Origin of the sequence: Mycobacterium stomatepiae, assembly GCF_010731715.1 — a bacterium.
GTDB lineage: Bacteria > Actinomycetota > Actinomycetes > Mycobacteriales > Mycobacteriaceae > Mycobacterium > Mycobacterium stomatepiae.
Genome location: NZ_AP022587.1, coordinates 5,609,824 through 5,624,536 on the forward strand (window position 1 = coordinate 5,609,824; position 14,713 = coordinate 5,624,536).

A 14,713-nucleotide genomic window follows, 5' to 3' on the forward strand; every position below is an offset into this window, starting at 1 on the left:
GCAGGGAGAGCTTCGCGGCACCCGGCGCGCGTACTCAGCTGGCTTAGCTATTTTAGCAGTAATGATATAAATAGCATCTCTGATCGCGTGTCGATCGGAAGGGCGGATGCAATTGAGCCAGGGGTCTGACGACCGTCCGACACCGCTGCATGAACTGCGTGTTGTCGAGATCAGCGACCGGATAGCTGGGAGCTACTGCGGCAAGTTGCTGGTCGACGTCGGAGCGCAGGTGCGCAAAATCGAACCGCCGCAAGGAGATTGGCTGCGACGTTATTCGGCGTCCTGCTCGCCGGTGCCGGACGACCAGGCCTCGCCGTTCTACAGCTACCTCAACGCGGGCAAGCGCAGCATGACGTTTGCGCCGGGCTCGGCGCGATTTCGGGCCGAGTTGGCGGCCGCCGACGTGATCATCCTCACCGCCGGCCCGGCGGGCGCGTCGGCGCTGGGCGTCGATCCGCGCGAGCTGCTGGCGGATGCGCCGCGGGCGGTCGTCGTCACGATCTCCGACTTCGGCTGGACCGGGCGGTATGCCGACCGCGCCGCCAGCGAATTCACTTTGCAGGCCTGGGCGGGGTCGCCCGGTTTCCGCGGCGACCCGGCCGGTCCGCCGATCTCGATCGGCGGCGACCTGGGGGAGTACATGGGCGGGGTGTTCGCCGCGTTCGGCGCGCTGGCCGTGCGCCGCCGCGTCGAGCACGGCGGCCCCGGTGAGCATCTCGACCTGTCCATGCTCGAGGCGATGACGTTGATGCAGAGCAGCGAGTGGCTGCATTCGCAGCTACTGCGGGTGCCGCCGATCAGCCGCACCACCGAAGTCCCGTCGATCGAGCCGGCCAAGGACGGTTACGTCGGGATCACCATGGTCACCGGCCAGCAGTGGCTCGACTTCCTGGCGATGGTCGAGTGCCCGCAGCTAGAAGAGATTGAGCAGTTGCGTTTTCAGATCGGCCGTTGGGGCTATCGCGATCTGATCCGCGAGCAGATCGGGCCGTGGCTGGCGCAGCGGACCGTCGCCGAGGTCGTCGAACTCGGCCAGCTGTTCCGGCTGCCGATCGCGGCGCTGGGCAACGGCGCCACGATCCGTGAGATGGAATACGCGACCGAACGCAGGGTATTCCGGCCAAACCCCGCCGGTTTTCATCAGCCCCGCCCGCCGTGGCTGATGTCGGCGTGCGCGGCGCCTCCGGTCGGCGATACCGTCGCCCCGGGCGCCAATAACGACGAATCACCCTGGCGTACACGAGATCACGAGCGCGCGCTGACACGCGGCACTATGCCGTTGGAAGGCGTGAGGATCGTCGACCTGACCGCCTTCTGGGCCGGACCCGCGGCGACCCACCTGCTGGCGGCCTTCGGCGCCGAGGTGATCAAGGTCGAGTCGATCCAGCGCCCCGACGGGATTCGGTACTCCGGCGGGATGCGCAAAGACGTGGACGACTGGTGGGAGTACGGCTGGGTATTCCACGCGATGAACACCAACAAGCGCTCGGTCACTTTGGATTTGGGTTGCGACGAGGGCCGACGTCTGTTCAAGAAACTGGCGGCCGGCGCCGACGTCGTGATCGAGAACTTCTCACCGCGCGTGATGGACCAGTTCGGGCTCACCGCCGACGTGTTGCTCGAGGTCAATCCCAAACTCGTCGTCGCCCGCATGCCCGCGTTCGGGCTGGACGGCCCCTGGCGCGAACGAGTCGGATTCGCCCCCACGATGGAACAGCTCGCCGGGCTGGCCTGGGTGACCGGACTGCCGGATGCCCCGCCGGTGACGCCCCGCGGCGCCTGCGACCCGCTGGCCGGCGTGCACGCCGCTTTCGCGGTGCTGGCCGCGCTGAACTTCGCCGAACGCACCGGAACCGGTCAGCAGCTCGAGCTGCCGATGCTCGAAACGGTGCTGAACGCCACCGCGATACAGGCGATCGAATCCGAGGTCTTCGGAAAGACGTTGAGCCGCCGCGGCAATCGCGGTTTCGGCGGGTTGATCCAGAACCTCTACCGGTGCGCCGGCGATGACGACTGGATTGCGGTCACCGTGCGCGAGGACCCGCAGTGGTCGGCGCTCGTCGAAGTGATGGGGCGACCGGCCTGGTGTGACGAGGACCTGGCCACGGCCGCCGCCCGGCGCGAGCGCGCCGACGACATCGATCATCGGCTGCAGGAGTGGTTCGCCGGGCAGCCCTTGGAGTCGACGGTGGAGCGGTTGGCAAGCGCGGGTGTTCCCGCCGCGCCGGTGGTTTCGCCGTCGTTGGTGACCGAGAACCCCCAACTGCGCGACCGGGGTTTCTTCGAGACGCTGCAGCATTCGAGCATCGGGTCAGCCCTATACCCGCGCCCGCCGTTCGCATTGTTGTCCGGTCAGGACCGGTGGCTACTACGCCCGCCGCCGTTGTTGGGCGAGCACAATGGAGAAATACTGCGCGATCGGTGCGGGCTGACCGACGAAGAACTAGCGAACCTGGCCGCCAGCGGGGTGATCGGAACCCGCCCCAAGGGCCTATAAGGAGGCAACTGATGCGCGTGACCGTCGACGAGACCTTGTGTGAGGCACAAGGCTTCTGTGAATCGCTCGCCCCGGACGTGTTCGAACTCGGCGACGAGGACGTGGTGCAGATCGCGGACGGCGAAGTGGCGCCGGACCGCGAGATCGACGTCCGCGCCGCGGTCGACCAGTGTCCGAAGGCCGCGCTGCGCCTGATCGACTGAGCTAGCGCCGCGCCGATTCGCCGAGCGTGCATTGAGCGCGAAAAATCCGCGGTGGATTCAAGGTTTGGTTGCAACAGTTGTGTCTGTCGGGGTGGACAGTAGCTTGTTGAGGCGGTTGGTGGGGTTGTCCCAGTTGAAGCGTTTTCGGGGTCGTCCGTTGAGTTCGTCGGCGACGTAGGCGAGGTGTTCGGCGTCGTGCACCGAAAGGTCGGTGCCCTTTGGAAAGTATTGCCGTAGTAGGCCGTTGGTGTTCTCATTGCTACCGCGCTGCCAGGGTGAGTGGGGATCGCAGAAGTAAACCTCGATGCCGGTGTCGATGCTGATGCGGGCGTGGTGGGCCATTTCGTGGCCTTGGTCCCAGGTCACGGTGCGGCGCAAGGTGGCGGGCAGGTCTTTGACCGCGGCGATCATGGCCTCGGCGACGGCCTCGGCGCTACGGGTATGGGGTAGGTGCAGCAGTCGGACATATCCGGTGGAACGTTCAACCAGCGTGCCGATTTGAGAGGCCTGGTCCTTGCCGATGATCAGGTCTCCTTCCCAATGGCCTGGCACGGCGCGGTCGTTAGCTTCGGCGGGCCGCTCACTGATGTTGACCATGCCTTGGATACGGCCGCGGCCGTCACCGGCGCGGCCCGTCGGCGCGGTTTACGCAACGCGCGCCCGGTGCGCAGGCATGTCCTCAGTTCCCGGCGCAGTTCTCCGCGCCCTTGCACGTAAAGCGCCTGGTAGATGGTTTCGTGGGACACCTGCATCTCCGGGCGGTCAGGATAGGTCGCGGTCAATACCCCGGCGATCTGTTCGGGGCTGTACTTGTTGACCAACAACGCTTGCACCTCGGCCCGCAATTGCTCACAGCGGCCCAACTTGCCGGTCTTGGGTCGACGCGCCCGTTGCTCGCTGCGCCGCTGAGCGATGCGCGCCGAGTAGCCCGACTTCGCGTCCCAACCGGCCCGGCGGGCCCTGAACCGATACCGGGCGCGATAACGGCCCACATGCCCTCGCATGACACCGTTGTGGGCAATCTCGCGCATGATCGTCGACGGCGCCCGGCCCAACCGGCGCGCCATCGAACGGATCGACTCACCGTGCGCGGTGCCGATCATGATCTGTTCACGCTCATCCGCCGACAGCCGCGGCCGTCGCTGTCCTTGAGGCTTTGACCATCGTGGATTCACACCACCAAACCTGCGAAACCACTTGCTACCGCACGTCGCCGACACGCCGACCGCCACCCCGGCATCCTCCGAGGACCATCCCGCAGCGATCAAATCCCAATACCGCCGCTGCACCACCAACAACTGAGGCTGACCCGTCATCAACACCCCTAACTACGAAGTGTTGCAACCACCCCTTGAACTCAAGCGCTGAAAATTCGCGCTGGCTGCACGTTCGGCGAGCGTGAATCCTGTCGGCGGCGCACCGTAGAGTGCGGACATGCCGCCGAGGGAAATGTCCAAGTACGCCGCCATGCAGCCCTACTTCGAGCTTGTCGTCGGGGGCCTCGACGGTCTGGTCGACGGGACCGACTTTTTCGACATCCACGCCGAGAACGCGGTGGTCGAGTTCGTGATCACCGTCCCGACGTATCCGAGGAAAATCGTCGGGCGCGATGCGTTGGCCGAATTGTATGCCGATTACGGGGATTCGATCGTGCAGAGCCACAGCAGCGACGTGCACCGCTACTTCGACCCCGAGAAGTCCACGGTGATTCTCGAGTACACGATGCACGGCACCGTGGTGCAGACGGGCGGCCCCTACGTCAACCGATTCGTCTCGGTCATCACCATCGAGGACCGAAAGATCGTGCACTGGCGTGATTACCTGGATCCGCTGGCCGTGTTCGCCGCGTTCGGCCAGGGACCCGCCCCGTACTGACTCAACGCCGTGCGGTCAGCGAGATCGCCATCTCGTCGTAGATCGACATGTTGGTGGTCAGGTTGGGATACGACACCGTGGCGGGCCCGATTTCGAGGCGATCGCAGCGCAGCAGCAGCTCATCGAGCACCGCCCGCAGTTCGGCGCGCGCCAGCATCGCACCCAGGCAGTGATGTGGCCCGCCGCCGCCGAACGCGACATGCGGGTTGGGCTACCGGCCGATGTCGAAGGTGAACGGGGACGCGAACACCTCCTCGTCGCGGTTGGCCGAGCGCAGCATCGACACCACCCGATCGCCCGCGGGAATCTGCTGGCCGTCCATCTCGACGTCGACCTTCGCGGTGCGCGTCCAGTACGCCACGGGTGACGCCCAGCGCAGCACCTCCTCGACGGCGCTGGGGCGCAGCGCTTCCTGCTCGCGATAGCGCTCGATCTGCTCCGGGTTGGCGACGAACGCCTGCAGCCCCATGGCCAGTGCGTTTTTGGTGGTGTCACTGCCGGCGAAGGCCAGCACGAAGAAGAAGAACTCCAGCTCGTTTTCGGGCAGGCTGAACTGCTCGCCGTCGTCGCCGGTGATCACCGCGGACGCCAGCGTGCTCCAGATGTAGTCGGTCGGGTTGCCCCGCTTGTCGGCAGTGAGCTCCATCGCGTACCCGAAGACCGATGCGAAGAGCTCGAGTTCTACCTGCCCGCTCGGGCTCGCCTCGGGCGCAAGCGCCTTCAGGATGCGTTCGAAGATGTCGAAGATTCGCGGCCGGTCCTCGTCGGGGATGCCGATGATGTCGCCGATCACCGTCATCGGCAACGCGTCCGCGACGTCCTCGATCCAATCCCCGCCGCCCTTGGCGAGCAGGCCGTCGATCATCTGCGCCGCGCGCGCCCGAATGCCATCCTCCAGCTTGGCGATTGCGCGCGGAGTGAACGCGTTCGAGATGAGCTTGCGGCGCTTGTTCAGCTCCGGCGGGTCCAGCGTGATGATCGTCGGGTACGCCGAAAACATGGCGACGGGCTGGATCAGTGGCCCGTCGCCCGCGGTGAACGACTCGGTGTCGCGGTGCAGCCGAACCGCGTGCCGGTGTTTGGTTGCCACCCAGAAATCGCGGTGTACGGTCTGGGCCACGCCCGGCGTCAGCTCGTGCCGGAAAAGCGGCCTGTCATGCCGTAATTCGGCGAACAAGTCGTCGGGAAAACCGTTACGCCACAAGGCGAAATCGGATAGGTCCTCTGCCGCAGCAGTCATGCGCAACTCCGCTCGCTTTGCCAACACGCGGCGACCGGCTGACGCCGCGTTGACGTTCAATGATTAAAATAGTAAGAATAGACTTTAGTCGTCGAAACGCGGTGAGGTAAGAGCGGCCCGGCCGCGTGGGAAACGGAGTTCTCGTGAATACGATTCCAGAGCCAGACCCGTCGGAACGTGAGTTCGGACCGTCCGGCATCGCGCTGTCCACGTATCGGTTCCCGACGGGGTGGTTCATCGTCGCCTTCGCGAGCGACGTCAAGCCCGGCGACGTCAAGCGCCTGCACTACTTCGGCGAGGAATTGGTCCTGTTTCGCACCGCGTCCGGCAAGGTCAGCGTGCTGGACGCGTACTGCCAGCACCTCGGCGCCAACATGGGTGTCGGCGGCACCGTCGAAGACGAAAACATCGTCTGCCCCTGGCACGGCTGGCAGTGGCGCGGCGACGGCAGCAACGCGCTGATCCCGTACAGCAAGATCGGATGCAAGAACAACGTCCGCATCCGCACCTACCCGACCGTGGAGTGGTACGGCTTCATCCTGGTCTGGCACGAACGCCACGGCCGCGCGCCCTACTGGCAACCGCCGGCGCTGCCCGAACTGGAAACCGGCGAGTACTACCCGCTGCACCCACACAGCCGGATGCTCAACCGGGTCAAGGTGCATGCGCAGATGATCATCGAGAACGCGGCCGACCCCTATCACGTCCAGTACGTGCACAAGGCCGCCAACCCGGCCAACACCGCCTCGTTCGAGGTGGCGGGTTATCACCTGCACGCCACCGTCAACGCCCACTTCGGCGGCGGCCGGGCCAAGACGTGGTTGACCCCCAACGGGCCGGTCGACGCCAAGATCATCTACGACAACTACTCGTTGGGGCTCGGACTCGTCCGGTTCCCGAGTGACCTGGTGGCCACCATCGAGGTCACCGGGCAGACCCCGGTCGACGAGGACTACACCGACTACTTCTACACACAGGCCTCGGTCCGCGAACCCGGCGACACCGGCGACCAGCCGACCGGCCGGGCCGCGAAATTCCTGGCGCTGCAACAAGAGGTCATCAAACAGGACTTCTTCACCTGGGAGAACATGAAGTACCTGGAGAAGCCGAACCTGGCTCCCGAGGAGGCACACGACTACGCGGCCCTGCGCCGCTGGGCGCACCGCTTCTACCCGGGGACGGAGCCCTCACCCAGCGACTTCGGGTACACCGCCGCAGGTGAACCCGACCCGGCGGCCGCGAAAGCCTAAGTGGCACAGATTCATTCGGTTCGTGGCAAGCCCCTTGGGCCGTCCGATTTCGGCGTGGACCGCTTCACCGTCCCGGCCGTGCTGGATCGCCGGGCCCAGCAGTACCCCGATCGCGTGATGATGTCGATCGCCGGCACCGAGGTGACATTCGAGCAGATGCGCCGGCGCTCGCGCGCGGTCGCCGACCTGCTGCGCGAATTCGGGGTGGGGCGCGGCGACGGCGTGGCGTTGTTCACCGGCACCTGCCCGGAATGGGTGTACTTCTGGCTGGGCGCGGCCCGCATCGGCGCGGTGAGCGCGGCGGTCAATGCCGCCAACAAGGGGGACTTCCTCGTGCACACCCTGCGGTTGTCGCGGGCCAAGGTGATTCTCACCGACGCCGAGCGCCGTGCCCGCGTCGACGAGGTCGCCGACCGGCTGGACGCGGTGACCGACATTGTGGTGCTGGATGATTCGCTGAGCCACGCGCTTATGCGCGAGGCCGGCTGTGTCGACGATCCCGGGGAGCCCGACGAGGTCGGGGCGCTGTTCTACACGTCGGGCACCACAGGGCCATCGAAAGCCGTTGCCACGAGCTGGAATTATCTGTTCTCGGTCGCCGCGACCGTGGTGTCGTCCTGGGAGTTGCGGCCGGGGGAGGCGTTGTGGACGGCGATGCCGCTCTTCCACCTGAGCGCCGCGCCGAGCGTGCTGGCCCCAATGCTGACCGGTGGGACAACCGTGCTGGCGCAGTCCTTTCACCCCGGCCAGGTGTGGGACGACATCCGCGCCCACGACGCAGTCGGCTTTGCCGGGGCCGGCGCGATGGTGTCGATGCTGTACAACCTGCCCGCCGATCCGCGCGACGCGCAGCTGCCGCTGCGGTTCATCTCCGCCGCGCCGATCGACGCCGGTTCCTACCACGACATCGAAAAGCGCTACGGCTGACGCATTGTCACGATGTACGGGATGACCGAAGCCTTCCCGATCGCGGTCAAGGGGGTGGCCGACGAGGGCGTTCCCGGAACGTCGGGCCGGCCCAATCCCAACTTCGACGTGCGCATCGTGGACGACGGCGGCAACCCGCTGCCCACCGGCGAAGTAGGTGAGATCGCCTGCCGGCCCAGGCACCCGCACGTGATGAGTGAGGGCTACCTCGGCCGCGACGGCCAGGTGGACCCGCACCCGGAATGGTTTCGCACCGGAGATCTCGGCCGGCTCGACACGGATCAGAACCTCACATATCTGGATCGCATCAAGGATTCGCTGCGCAGGCGCGGTGAGAACATCTCCTCGGTCGAAGTGGAGCGCGTCGTCATGGGTCATCCCGCGGTGGCTGAAGCCGCTGCGGTCGCGGTGCCCAGCGAACTCGGCGAGGACGACATCCTGATCGTGGTGGCGCTGCGCCCGGACGCCGCCCTGGATTGCGCCGAGTTGCTCGACTTCTGCGCCGCCCGGATGCCGTACTTCTGCGTGCCCCGATACGTCGAGCAGGTCAACGAACTCCCAAAGAACGTTATCGGACGGGTGCGTAAAGATTTACTACGAGCCAAGGGTTTGAGTTCCGGGGTCTGGGATCGAGAAGAATACGGATATATTGTTAAGCGCTAAGTAAAGTCGATGTTACGTAGTTCGTTTCTTTTTTCCTTCGGGGAGAGGCTGGCGAGTAGAAATGACGTTGTCCTACCAGCAGGAACAGTTCCTGCAAGCCGCGACCGGACGCGATGCGATCTTGAATTTGAACGCCCGGCACAATCGCGCTTACTCCGACGGCGACCGCGATAGCTGGATCGCGACGTTCCGTCATTCCGGTGCCAGCTTCGTGCGGGGCGGTGAACTGTTTGCCGATCTGCGTTTGGCGTTCGATGGCGGCGAAGGACAGCGCCTGGTGACAATCGATCACGAGATCGCCGTCGAGGGGGTCCACGCGATGCAGCGTTGTGTTGCCGTGCTTTTCTCGGCAGCCTTCGGCGACACCACGTTGCGCGCCACCGGGACATACCGGGATGAGCTGATCTACGAGCGTGGCGGCTGGTACTACACGTCGCGCAACCTCTCCTGGGATCTGGTGCCCAGCCGGCACCCGCTTGTCATGTGAGCGACACCGATACGTGGATCGTGATCTCAGCTACGAATTAGCCTTCGGCACATACGAAGACGCGCTGCGCATGGTCGGTGCGACAAGCGAACCGCGGACCGCGGTGAATCCGGTCAGCGGGGCGCGCATTCAGTTGTATGCCTCGATGATTCACGACGGCAATCGTTCGTACTGGGACCGGGATTTCGCGCGGGAGCGGTGGGGAGGCCTGCTGGCCCCGCTGGGTCTGTTGATGGGCTGGCTGATACCCCCGCCGTGGGAGCCCGGCGGCCGGCGCGCGGCGTCGCTGATCTTGCGTGTGCCGTTGCCGGGCACCACATTCATCAATGCCGCCAATGACGTCGAGTTCCTGGAACCGATCGTTGAGGGTGACGTGCTGACCAGTGTCGAGGAATTGGTGTCGGTCTCACCGGAGAAGCAGACCCGGTTGGGGGTAGGGCATTTCATCGAGACGTTGGAGACCTACCGCCGTGAGGACGGGACCGTCGTCGCCCGATCGCGAAATACGTTGTTTCGCTTCACCCCGGGAGCGCCGGCGTGACCGCTGCGGATCTGGACTGGAACGAGATCACCGTTCCCGTCGAGCTGCCCGAGGTGGTCGATGAGATCGGCTACCAGCGGGTGGTGGAGAACGCCGGAGCGACCTGGGACTATTTTCCGGGCCACTTCGATCCCGAATACGCCCAAAGTCAGGGAAGCCCAACGATTTATCTCAACACCATGCATTTGGCCGGATTCGCCGACCGGGTCGCTACCGATTGGGCGGGGCCGAGCAGTCGGGTGGTGCGCCGGTCTTTAAGGCTGGTGAGTTCCGTCTACGCCGGTGACACGATGATCGGCCGGGGCCGGGCCGTGGCCAAGCGGCGCGACGCATCGGTGGACCCACCGCGCTACCTGGTCGAGATCACGATCGAAGTGACCAACCAGCACGGGGCACTGTGCTGTCCGGTCGAGCTCACGTTGCAACTGCCCGAACGTGTTTGACAGCACAGCCGCGCTGCATTTGGCAGTGTGTCGACGCTTCGGCGAGGCGGTCGTGTCGGCCGAGTGCAAATGGGATCGTCGCACCCCATGCGAGGTATGGGACGCCCGGGCGCCGCTCGAGCAGGTGATCGGCTTTCGTGACGTACTTCTGCTGCGGCCCTTGGGATTAAAGCCCGACCGGCCCGGTGATCCGCAGGTGCTATGGCAACTGACCTATGAAACTGCTTGCGCGCCTTGGCCACAATCCGTTCTGGCCGAGCAGTTCATAGCGGCGGCAGTTGTCCCTTGCACACCAGCGTCTGAAGTTCGACGTACTTGTGGAGGCCCTCCGGGCCGAATTCGCGCCCGATGCCCGACTGCTTGAAACCCCCGAAGGGGGCGCCGATATCGAGCGTGTACATATTGATGCCGTAAGTGCCGGTGCGCACCCCTGCGGCGACCTCCAGGCCGTGCGCGATGTCCGACGTCCACACCGAACCAGCCAGTCCGTAGTCGGTCTCGTTGGCGATCCGGATCGCGTCGGCCTCGTCGCGGTAGCGCAGCACCGTCAGCACCGGGCCGAAGATCTCCTCCCGGGCGATGCGCATGTCGTTGGTGGCGTCGGCGAATAGCGTTGGCCGCACGTACCATCCGCGATCGGTCGGGCTGTCCTCACCGCCCAGCACGACGCGTGCGCCCTCGCGTTTCCCGGACTTGATGTAGTCCTGAACCCGGCGCTGTTGCCGTTGGGCCACCAGCGGGCCGATGTCGGTGGCCTCGTCGGCCGGGTCGCCGACGTTCAGCGACGACATCATGCCGGCCAGCGCGTCGACGACGTCGTCATGACGCTTGTCGCTGACCAGGATGCGGGTCTGGGCGACACAGGCCTGGCCGTTGTTCATCAGGCCGGCCGACTTCAACCCCGCGACCGTCTTGTCGATATCGGCGTCGTCGAGAATGATCGCCGCGGACTTCCCGCCCAATTCCAGGCTCACTCGCTTGAGCTGCTCTCCGCACAGCGTGGCGATGCGGCGCCCGACCGCACTGGAACCGGTGAACGCTATCTTGTCCACGCCGGGGTGGCGGACCAGCGCCTCGCCGATTTCGGGTCCGCCGGGCAGCACCGACACCACGCCTTCGGGCAGGTCGAGCTGCTCGATCATTTCGGCCAACCACAAAGCGTCCAAAGGTGTTTCGGGGGCCGGTTTGAGGATCACCGTGCATCCCGCGATCAAAGCCGGGATCAACTTCGGCATGATCAGGAACTGAGGAACGTTCCACGGCACGATCGCGCCTACCACCCCGACCGGGGCCCTGCGCAGGTGCACCTCACCGAGGACGCCGTGGCGGCGTTCCGTCCAGGGAAACGCGCGGGCGTCCGCGAGGGTGAGATGGATCATCGTCGCCGCGGCCGCCGCTTGGCCGAGTCGGCTGAAGGTGCGCGGGGATCCCATTTCTTCGGTGATCAGGTCGGCCATCTCGTCGATGTGCCCGCCGTAGATCCCGGCCAGCTGTTCGACTTTGGCCATCCGTTCGGCATGGGTCATGCGCGGCCACGGGCCGTGGTCGAAGGCCTGGCGCGCCGCGGTGACGGCGGCGTCGAGGTCCTCGGGCCCGGCCACCTGAACGTGGCCGACCGGTTCCTCCGAATGCGGCGAAATCACGGCCAGCTGCTGCGGATTAGCGGGCTTGCGCCACTGCCCTCCGACGAAGAGTTCGGCATAGGTCCGATGGTCGGATTTTTCTGTCATCGGGGCGCTTCCTTGGGACGGGGATGAGGCCGTGACCGTAACTTCGCTATTGACGCTAACATAGCAAAGAATAAGGATAGCGCCGTGGCAAGGAAGCCGATATGAACACCGATTGGCGCAGGTACCCGTATCAGCTGGTGCCCGGTGACGACCAGCTGGATTTCCCCGAGGCCGAGGGCGAACACCCCGACCAGGAGTCCGACACCTGGTTCATCGCCGGACAGTTGCAGGCCGTCGAGAGCGACCGGTCGTTCGCGTTCCTGACCATCTTCAACAAGAACCAACCCGGGGGGACCGTCGTCGCCGACTTCTACACGATGGCGCTGTTCGACCTCGACACCGGCGATTACGGCACCTACACCGATTACGACATGCCGCCGAAGAACATGGAGCCGGGCGCGCAGCGCAAATTGTTCATGGCCGCAGGCTATCTCGACATCAGCTATCAGAGCAGCGTCGGTACCGCGTCGTGGACCACCTGCCGTGACGCCGACGACCAGTTGCTGCCCTACACCTATCGAGTCAGCCTGGTCGGCCGGGATCACCAGGGACGGTCCATGCGGCTGGACTTGGTCGTCACCCCGACGCGCGCGCCGACGCCGGTGGGGGCGTCGACCTACAACGGGAAGATCACCTGCTTCGGTCAAGACGACACGTATTCGTATTTCCAGAGCGGGATGTCGATGACCGGGACGCTACGCTGGGGCGAGACGGTCGAGCAGGTTTCCGGTAGCGCCGGACATGTCGACCGGCAGTGGTTTCCGAAGTATGCGGGCGGCGGCGGAAGCGGGGGAGACCCGCGGGCTCGCTCGCACGAATGGCGGACTATCAATTTCGACAACGGCGTCGACCTCAGCATCTGGCGGCAGTTCGACCGGACGAATGGCAACGCGTTGCAACCCTTTACCGGTGTGACGACGAGTCATCCCGATCCCGCCATCGCGCCGGAGTGCGCCGAGGACGTGGAGGTCACCGTGAGCAGCTATGTGCGCTGGCCACTTACCGTGCGTCCGCTGATGCGCCCGCTGGCCCCGGCTCGGTACATGCCCGACCGGCACCGGATCACCTGCGCCACACTGCAACTGGACCTCATCGGCGAGCCGCTGGTGCCGGCCCCGGCACATGGTCTGCCGATCGAGTACATGGAAGGCCCGTACCGCTACCAGGGGACGTTATGGGGAAAACCCGTGAGCGGCTTCGCCTTCAACGAGCGTTCGCTGGCCATGTATCGGGACTGGGAATTGGTGGAGGTGCTGGCCACCACAGTGGCCGACGTCGATCCCGGCCTGCAGTCGGTGGTCGATCAGCTGGTGGGATTGGTGGCCGCGGGACGTCGCGGCGCAGCCGTGGAATTGTTGGCCGGGATGCTTCCCGTGCAAAACGACACGTTGGCAACGCTTCTCGAAGATTTGATCGCCGTGCTGTCCCAGGAGGACTCAGCCGACGGAAGCTGAGGCGGCCAGCGCCTCGGCCCACGTGATGTGGCGGTGCTGCAGCCCCGGCTCGTTGCGGCCGAACACCAGGTGATCGCGTGCGCCCGACATGAGATTGGCCTGCAGGCCCTCGACCAGCCGGTAGTCTTCGTCGCGCACCGTCGCGTGCGCGTACTCGAACACGGCTTGCGCGCCGGCCGCCACCGATTCCTCCGAAAGGTCCAGCGGCGTCGAATTCTGGTGCACGGTAATCGATCTGCCGGGCTCATCGCCGGGGTAGATACGGAACAGCTCGCCGTTGGCGATCGTCACCGACAGCACGATGTTGGGGAACAGCGCGTAGATCACCACCATGTTGTGGAACGGGTCCCACTGCTCCTCGGGAACATTCTCCAGCTCCAGGATCGCGTTGAGCGGGAAGATCAATCGGTGGTGGGGCCCGTAGGAATCGAAAACCGCGCAGTTGCTGCGGGCGATGGTAGCGAAGGTGTCGCGGTGCACGGTGGCGAAGTGGTAGTTCTCGGCGAAGGTGTCGACGGCCAGCTTCCAGTTGATCGGGGCGTCGAGCACCTTCTCGCCCAACGGAGACCAGCGGCCGATGCCCCACGAGTCGAGCTCGTCGGCCAGCGGCCCTAGGTGCGCGGCAACGTCCAGGGTGGCGTCCTTATCCAGTGCCACCCAGAGGAACCCGGCGAACTCGGCGGCGGGCAGTTCGGTCAGTGAGTCGGACTTGACCGTCGCGTCCGGGAAGCCCTCGCGACCCGGCAGGCCGACCAGCTTGCCGGTGTTGTCGTAGGTCCACGCGTGATAGGGACAGCTGAACCGCTTCGCGGTGCCGCAGCCGGTCACGACGGGCGACTGGCGATGCAGGCAGACATTGTCGAACGCCCGGACCACCTCGTCGGAGGTTCTGGTGAGCAGGATCGACCGCCCCATCACCGTCTTGGTGCAGTAGGCGCCGGGTGCCGCGAGCTCCGAGACGTAACCGACGAGTTGCGGGCTGGCGAGCAGCAACGCCCTGTCACTGAGGTGGCGCTGCATCGAGGTGTAGTCGCTGGCGTCGACCGTGTGCGGTCGCGGAGCCAGGTCGGTGGTCTTGTCGCGGGCCAACTTCAAGGCCCGTCGGGTCAGGTCGATGAGCTGGTCATGGTCCATCCGAAGCCCCTTGTGCCGCTAACTTTGTAAAGTTAATAGTGACAATAACAATGGACTCCGCGACCTGGATCGGCGGCATGGACGAGGCGCTTCCGTGCCGCGGCCGTCGAGTGCGCGCTGGCGGCGCGATTTCGGCGCTTTTGCCGCCCTGGACGCGCACTGAACGCCGTAACGCAACACCTCGACGGCGGAGGAGGCCGAATCGGCGCTCAGCAGCGTGGTGACCGCGCCGCCGCACCGCCAAACTCCAACGACAAACAGCTCCAACG

The 14,713-nt window shown here is 65.4% G+C and carries 10 protein-coding genes and 3 pseudogenes; 9 read left to right on the forward strand and 4 right to left on the reverse strand.

Annotated features, from left to right (window positions below; genetic code table 11):
- The first annotated feature begins 106 nt into the window (after window positions 1-106).
- Window positions 107-2,497: a CaiB/BaiF CoA-transferase family protein gene (locus tag G6N54_RS26695; RefSeq protein WP_163793482.1), complete on the forward strand. Its 2,391-nt coding sequence runs from the start codon at window positions 107-109 to the stop codon at window positions 2,495-2,497.
- An 11-nt stretch (window positions 2,498-2,508) separates the two neighbouring features.
- Window positions 2,509-2,700 carry a ferredoxin gene (locus G6N54_RS26700; protein ID WP_163793483.1) on the forward strand — a complete coding sequence of 64 codons (192 nt, stop codon included), beginning with the start codon at window positions 2,509-2,511 and terminating at the stop codon, window positions 2,698-2,700.
- Between the two features lie 57 nt (window positions 2,701-2,757).
- On the opposite strand, the pseudogene G6N54_RS26705 reads toward G6N54_RS26700, so the two are convergent.
- Window positions 2,758-3,803: pseudogene (locus G6N54_RS26705) on the reverse strand (IS30 family transposase).
- A gap of 331 nt (window positions 3,804-4,134) precedes the next feature.
- On the opposite strand from G6N54_RS26705, the gene G6N54_RS26710 reads away from it, so the two are divergent.
- Window positions 4,135-4,575 (forward strand): nuclear transport factor 2 family protein, encoded by a 441-nt coding sequence (locus tag G6N54_RS26710; RefSeq protein WP_163793485.1) that lies wholly within the window; start codon window positions 4,135-4,137, stop codon window positions 4,573-4,575.
- A gap of 1 nt (window position 4,576) precedes the next feature.
- Here the strand turns inward: G6N54_RS26710 and G6N54_RS26715 are convergent.
- Window positions 4,577-5,875 (reverse strand): annotated as a pseudogene (locus G6N54_RS26715) (cytochrome P450).
- An 83-nt stretch (window positions 5,876-5,958) separates the two neighbouring features.
- On the opposite strand from G6N54_RS26715, the gene G6N54_RS26720 reads away from it, so the two are divergent.
- The 5 genes and pseudogenes from G6N54_RS26720 (at window position 5,959) to G6N54_RS26740 (ending at window position 10,126) form a co-directional block, all read left to right on the forward strand.
- Window positions 5,959-7,065 (forward strand): Rieske 2Fe-2S domain-containing protein, encoded by a 1,107-nt coding sequence (locus G6N54_RS26720; RefSeq protein ID WP_232073037.1) that lies wholly within the window; start codon window positions 5,959-5,961, stop codon window positions 7,063-7,065.
- 9 nt (window positions 7,066-7,074) lie between these two features.
- A pseudogene (locus tag G6N54_RS26725) lies at window positions 7,075-8,655 on the forward strand (AMP-binding protein).
- 61 nt (window positions 8,656-8,716) lie between these two features.
- Window positions 8,717-9,142, forward strand: coding sequence for a nuclear transport factor 2 family protein (locus G6N54_RS26730; RefSeq protein WP_163793489.1), 426 nt, complete (start codon window positions 8,717-8,719; stop codon window positions 9,140-9,142).
- A gap of 70 nt (window positions 9,143-9,212) precedes the next feature.
- Window positions 9,213-9,683, forward strand: a complete 471-nt coding sequence (locus G6N54_RS26735) for an FAS1-like dehydratase domain-containing protein (protein WP_276056873.1) — start codon at window positions 9,213-9,215, stop codon at window positions 9,681-9,683.
- Window positions 9,680-10,126, forward strand: coding sequence for a MaoC family dehydratase (locus G6N54_RS26740; protein WP_163793493.1), 447 nt, complete (start codon window positions 9,680-9,682; stop codon window positions 10,124-10,126). Before G6N54_RS26735 ends, G6N54_RS26740 begins: the two co-directional genes overlap by 4 nt.
- 263 nt (window positions 10,127-10,389) lie before the next feature.
- Here the strand turns inward: G6N54_RS26740 and G6N54_RS26745 are convergent, their stop codons facing one another.
- On the reverse strand, window positions 10,390-11,856 hold the full coding sequence (locus tag G6N54_RS26745; protein WP_163793495.1) for an aldehyde dehydrogenase: 1,467 nt from the start codon (window positions 11,854-11,856) through the stop codon (window positions 10,390-10,392).
- A gap of 101 nt (window positions 11,857-11,957) precedes the next feature.
- Here G6N54_RS26745 and G6N54_RS26750 point away from each other — a divergent pair, with 101 nt between their 5' ends.
- A complete protein-coding gene (locus G6N54_RS26750; RefSeq protein WP_163793497.1) occupies window positions 11,958-13,310 on the forward strand; it encodes a carotenoid 1,2-hydratase in 1,353 nt (450 codons plus the stop codon).
- Here G6N54_RS26750 and G6N54_RS26755 read toward each other — a convergent pair.
- Window positions 13,293-14,444: an aromatic ring-hydroxylating oxygenase subunit alpha gene (locus tag G6N54_RS26755; RefSeq protein WP_163793499.1), complete on the reverse strand. Its 1,152-nt coding sequence runs from the start codon at window positions 14,442-14,444 to the stop codon at window positions 13,293-13,295. The genes G6N54_RS26750 and G6N54_RS26755 overlap by 18 nt on opposite strands.
- Between the last annotated feature and the right edge of the window lie 269 nt (window positions 14,445-14,713).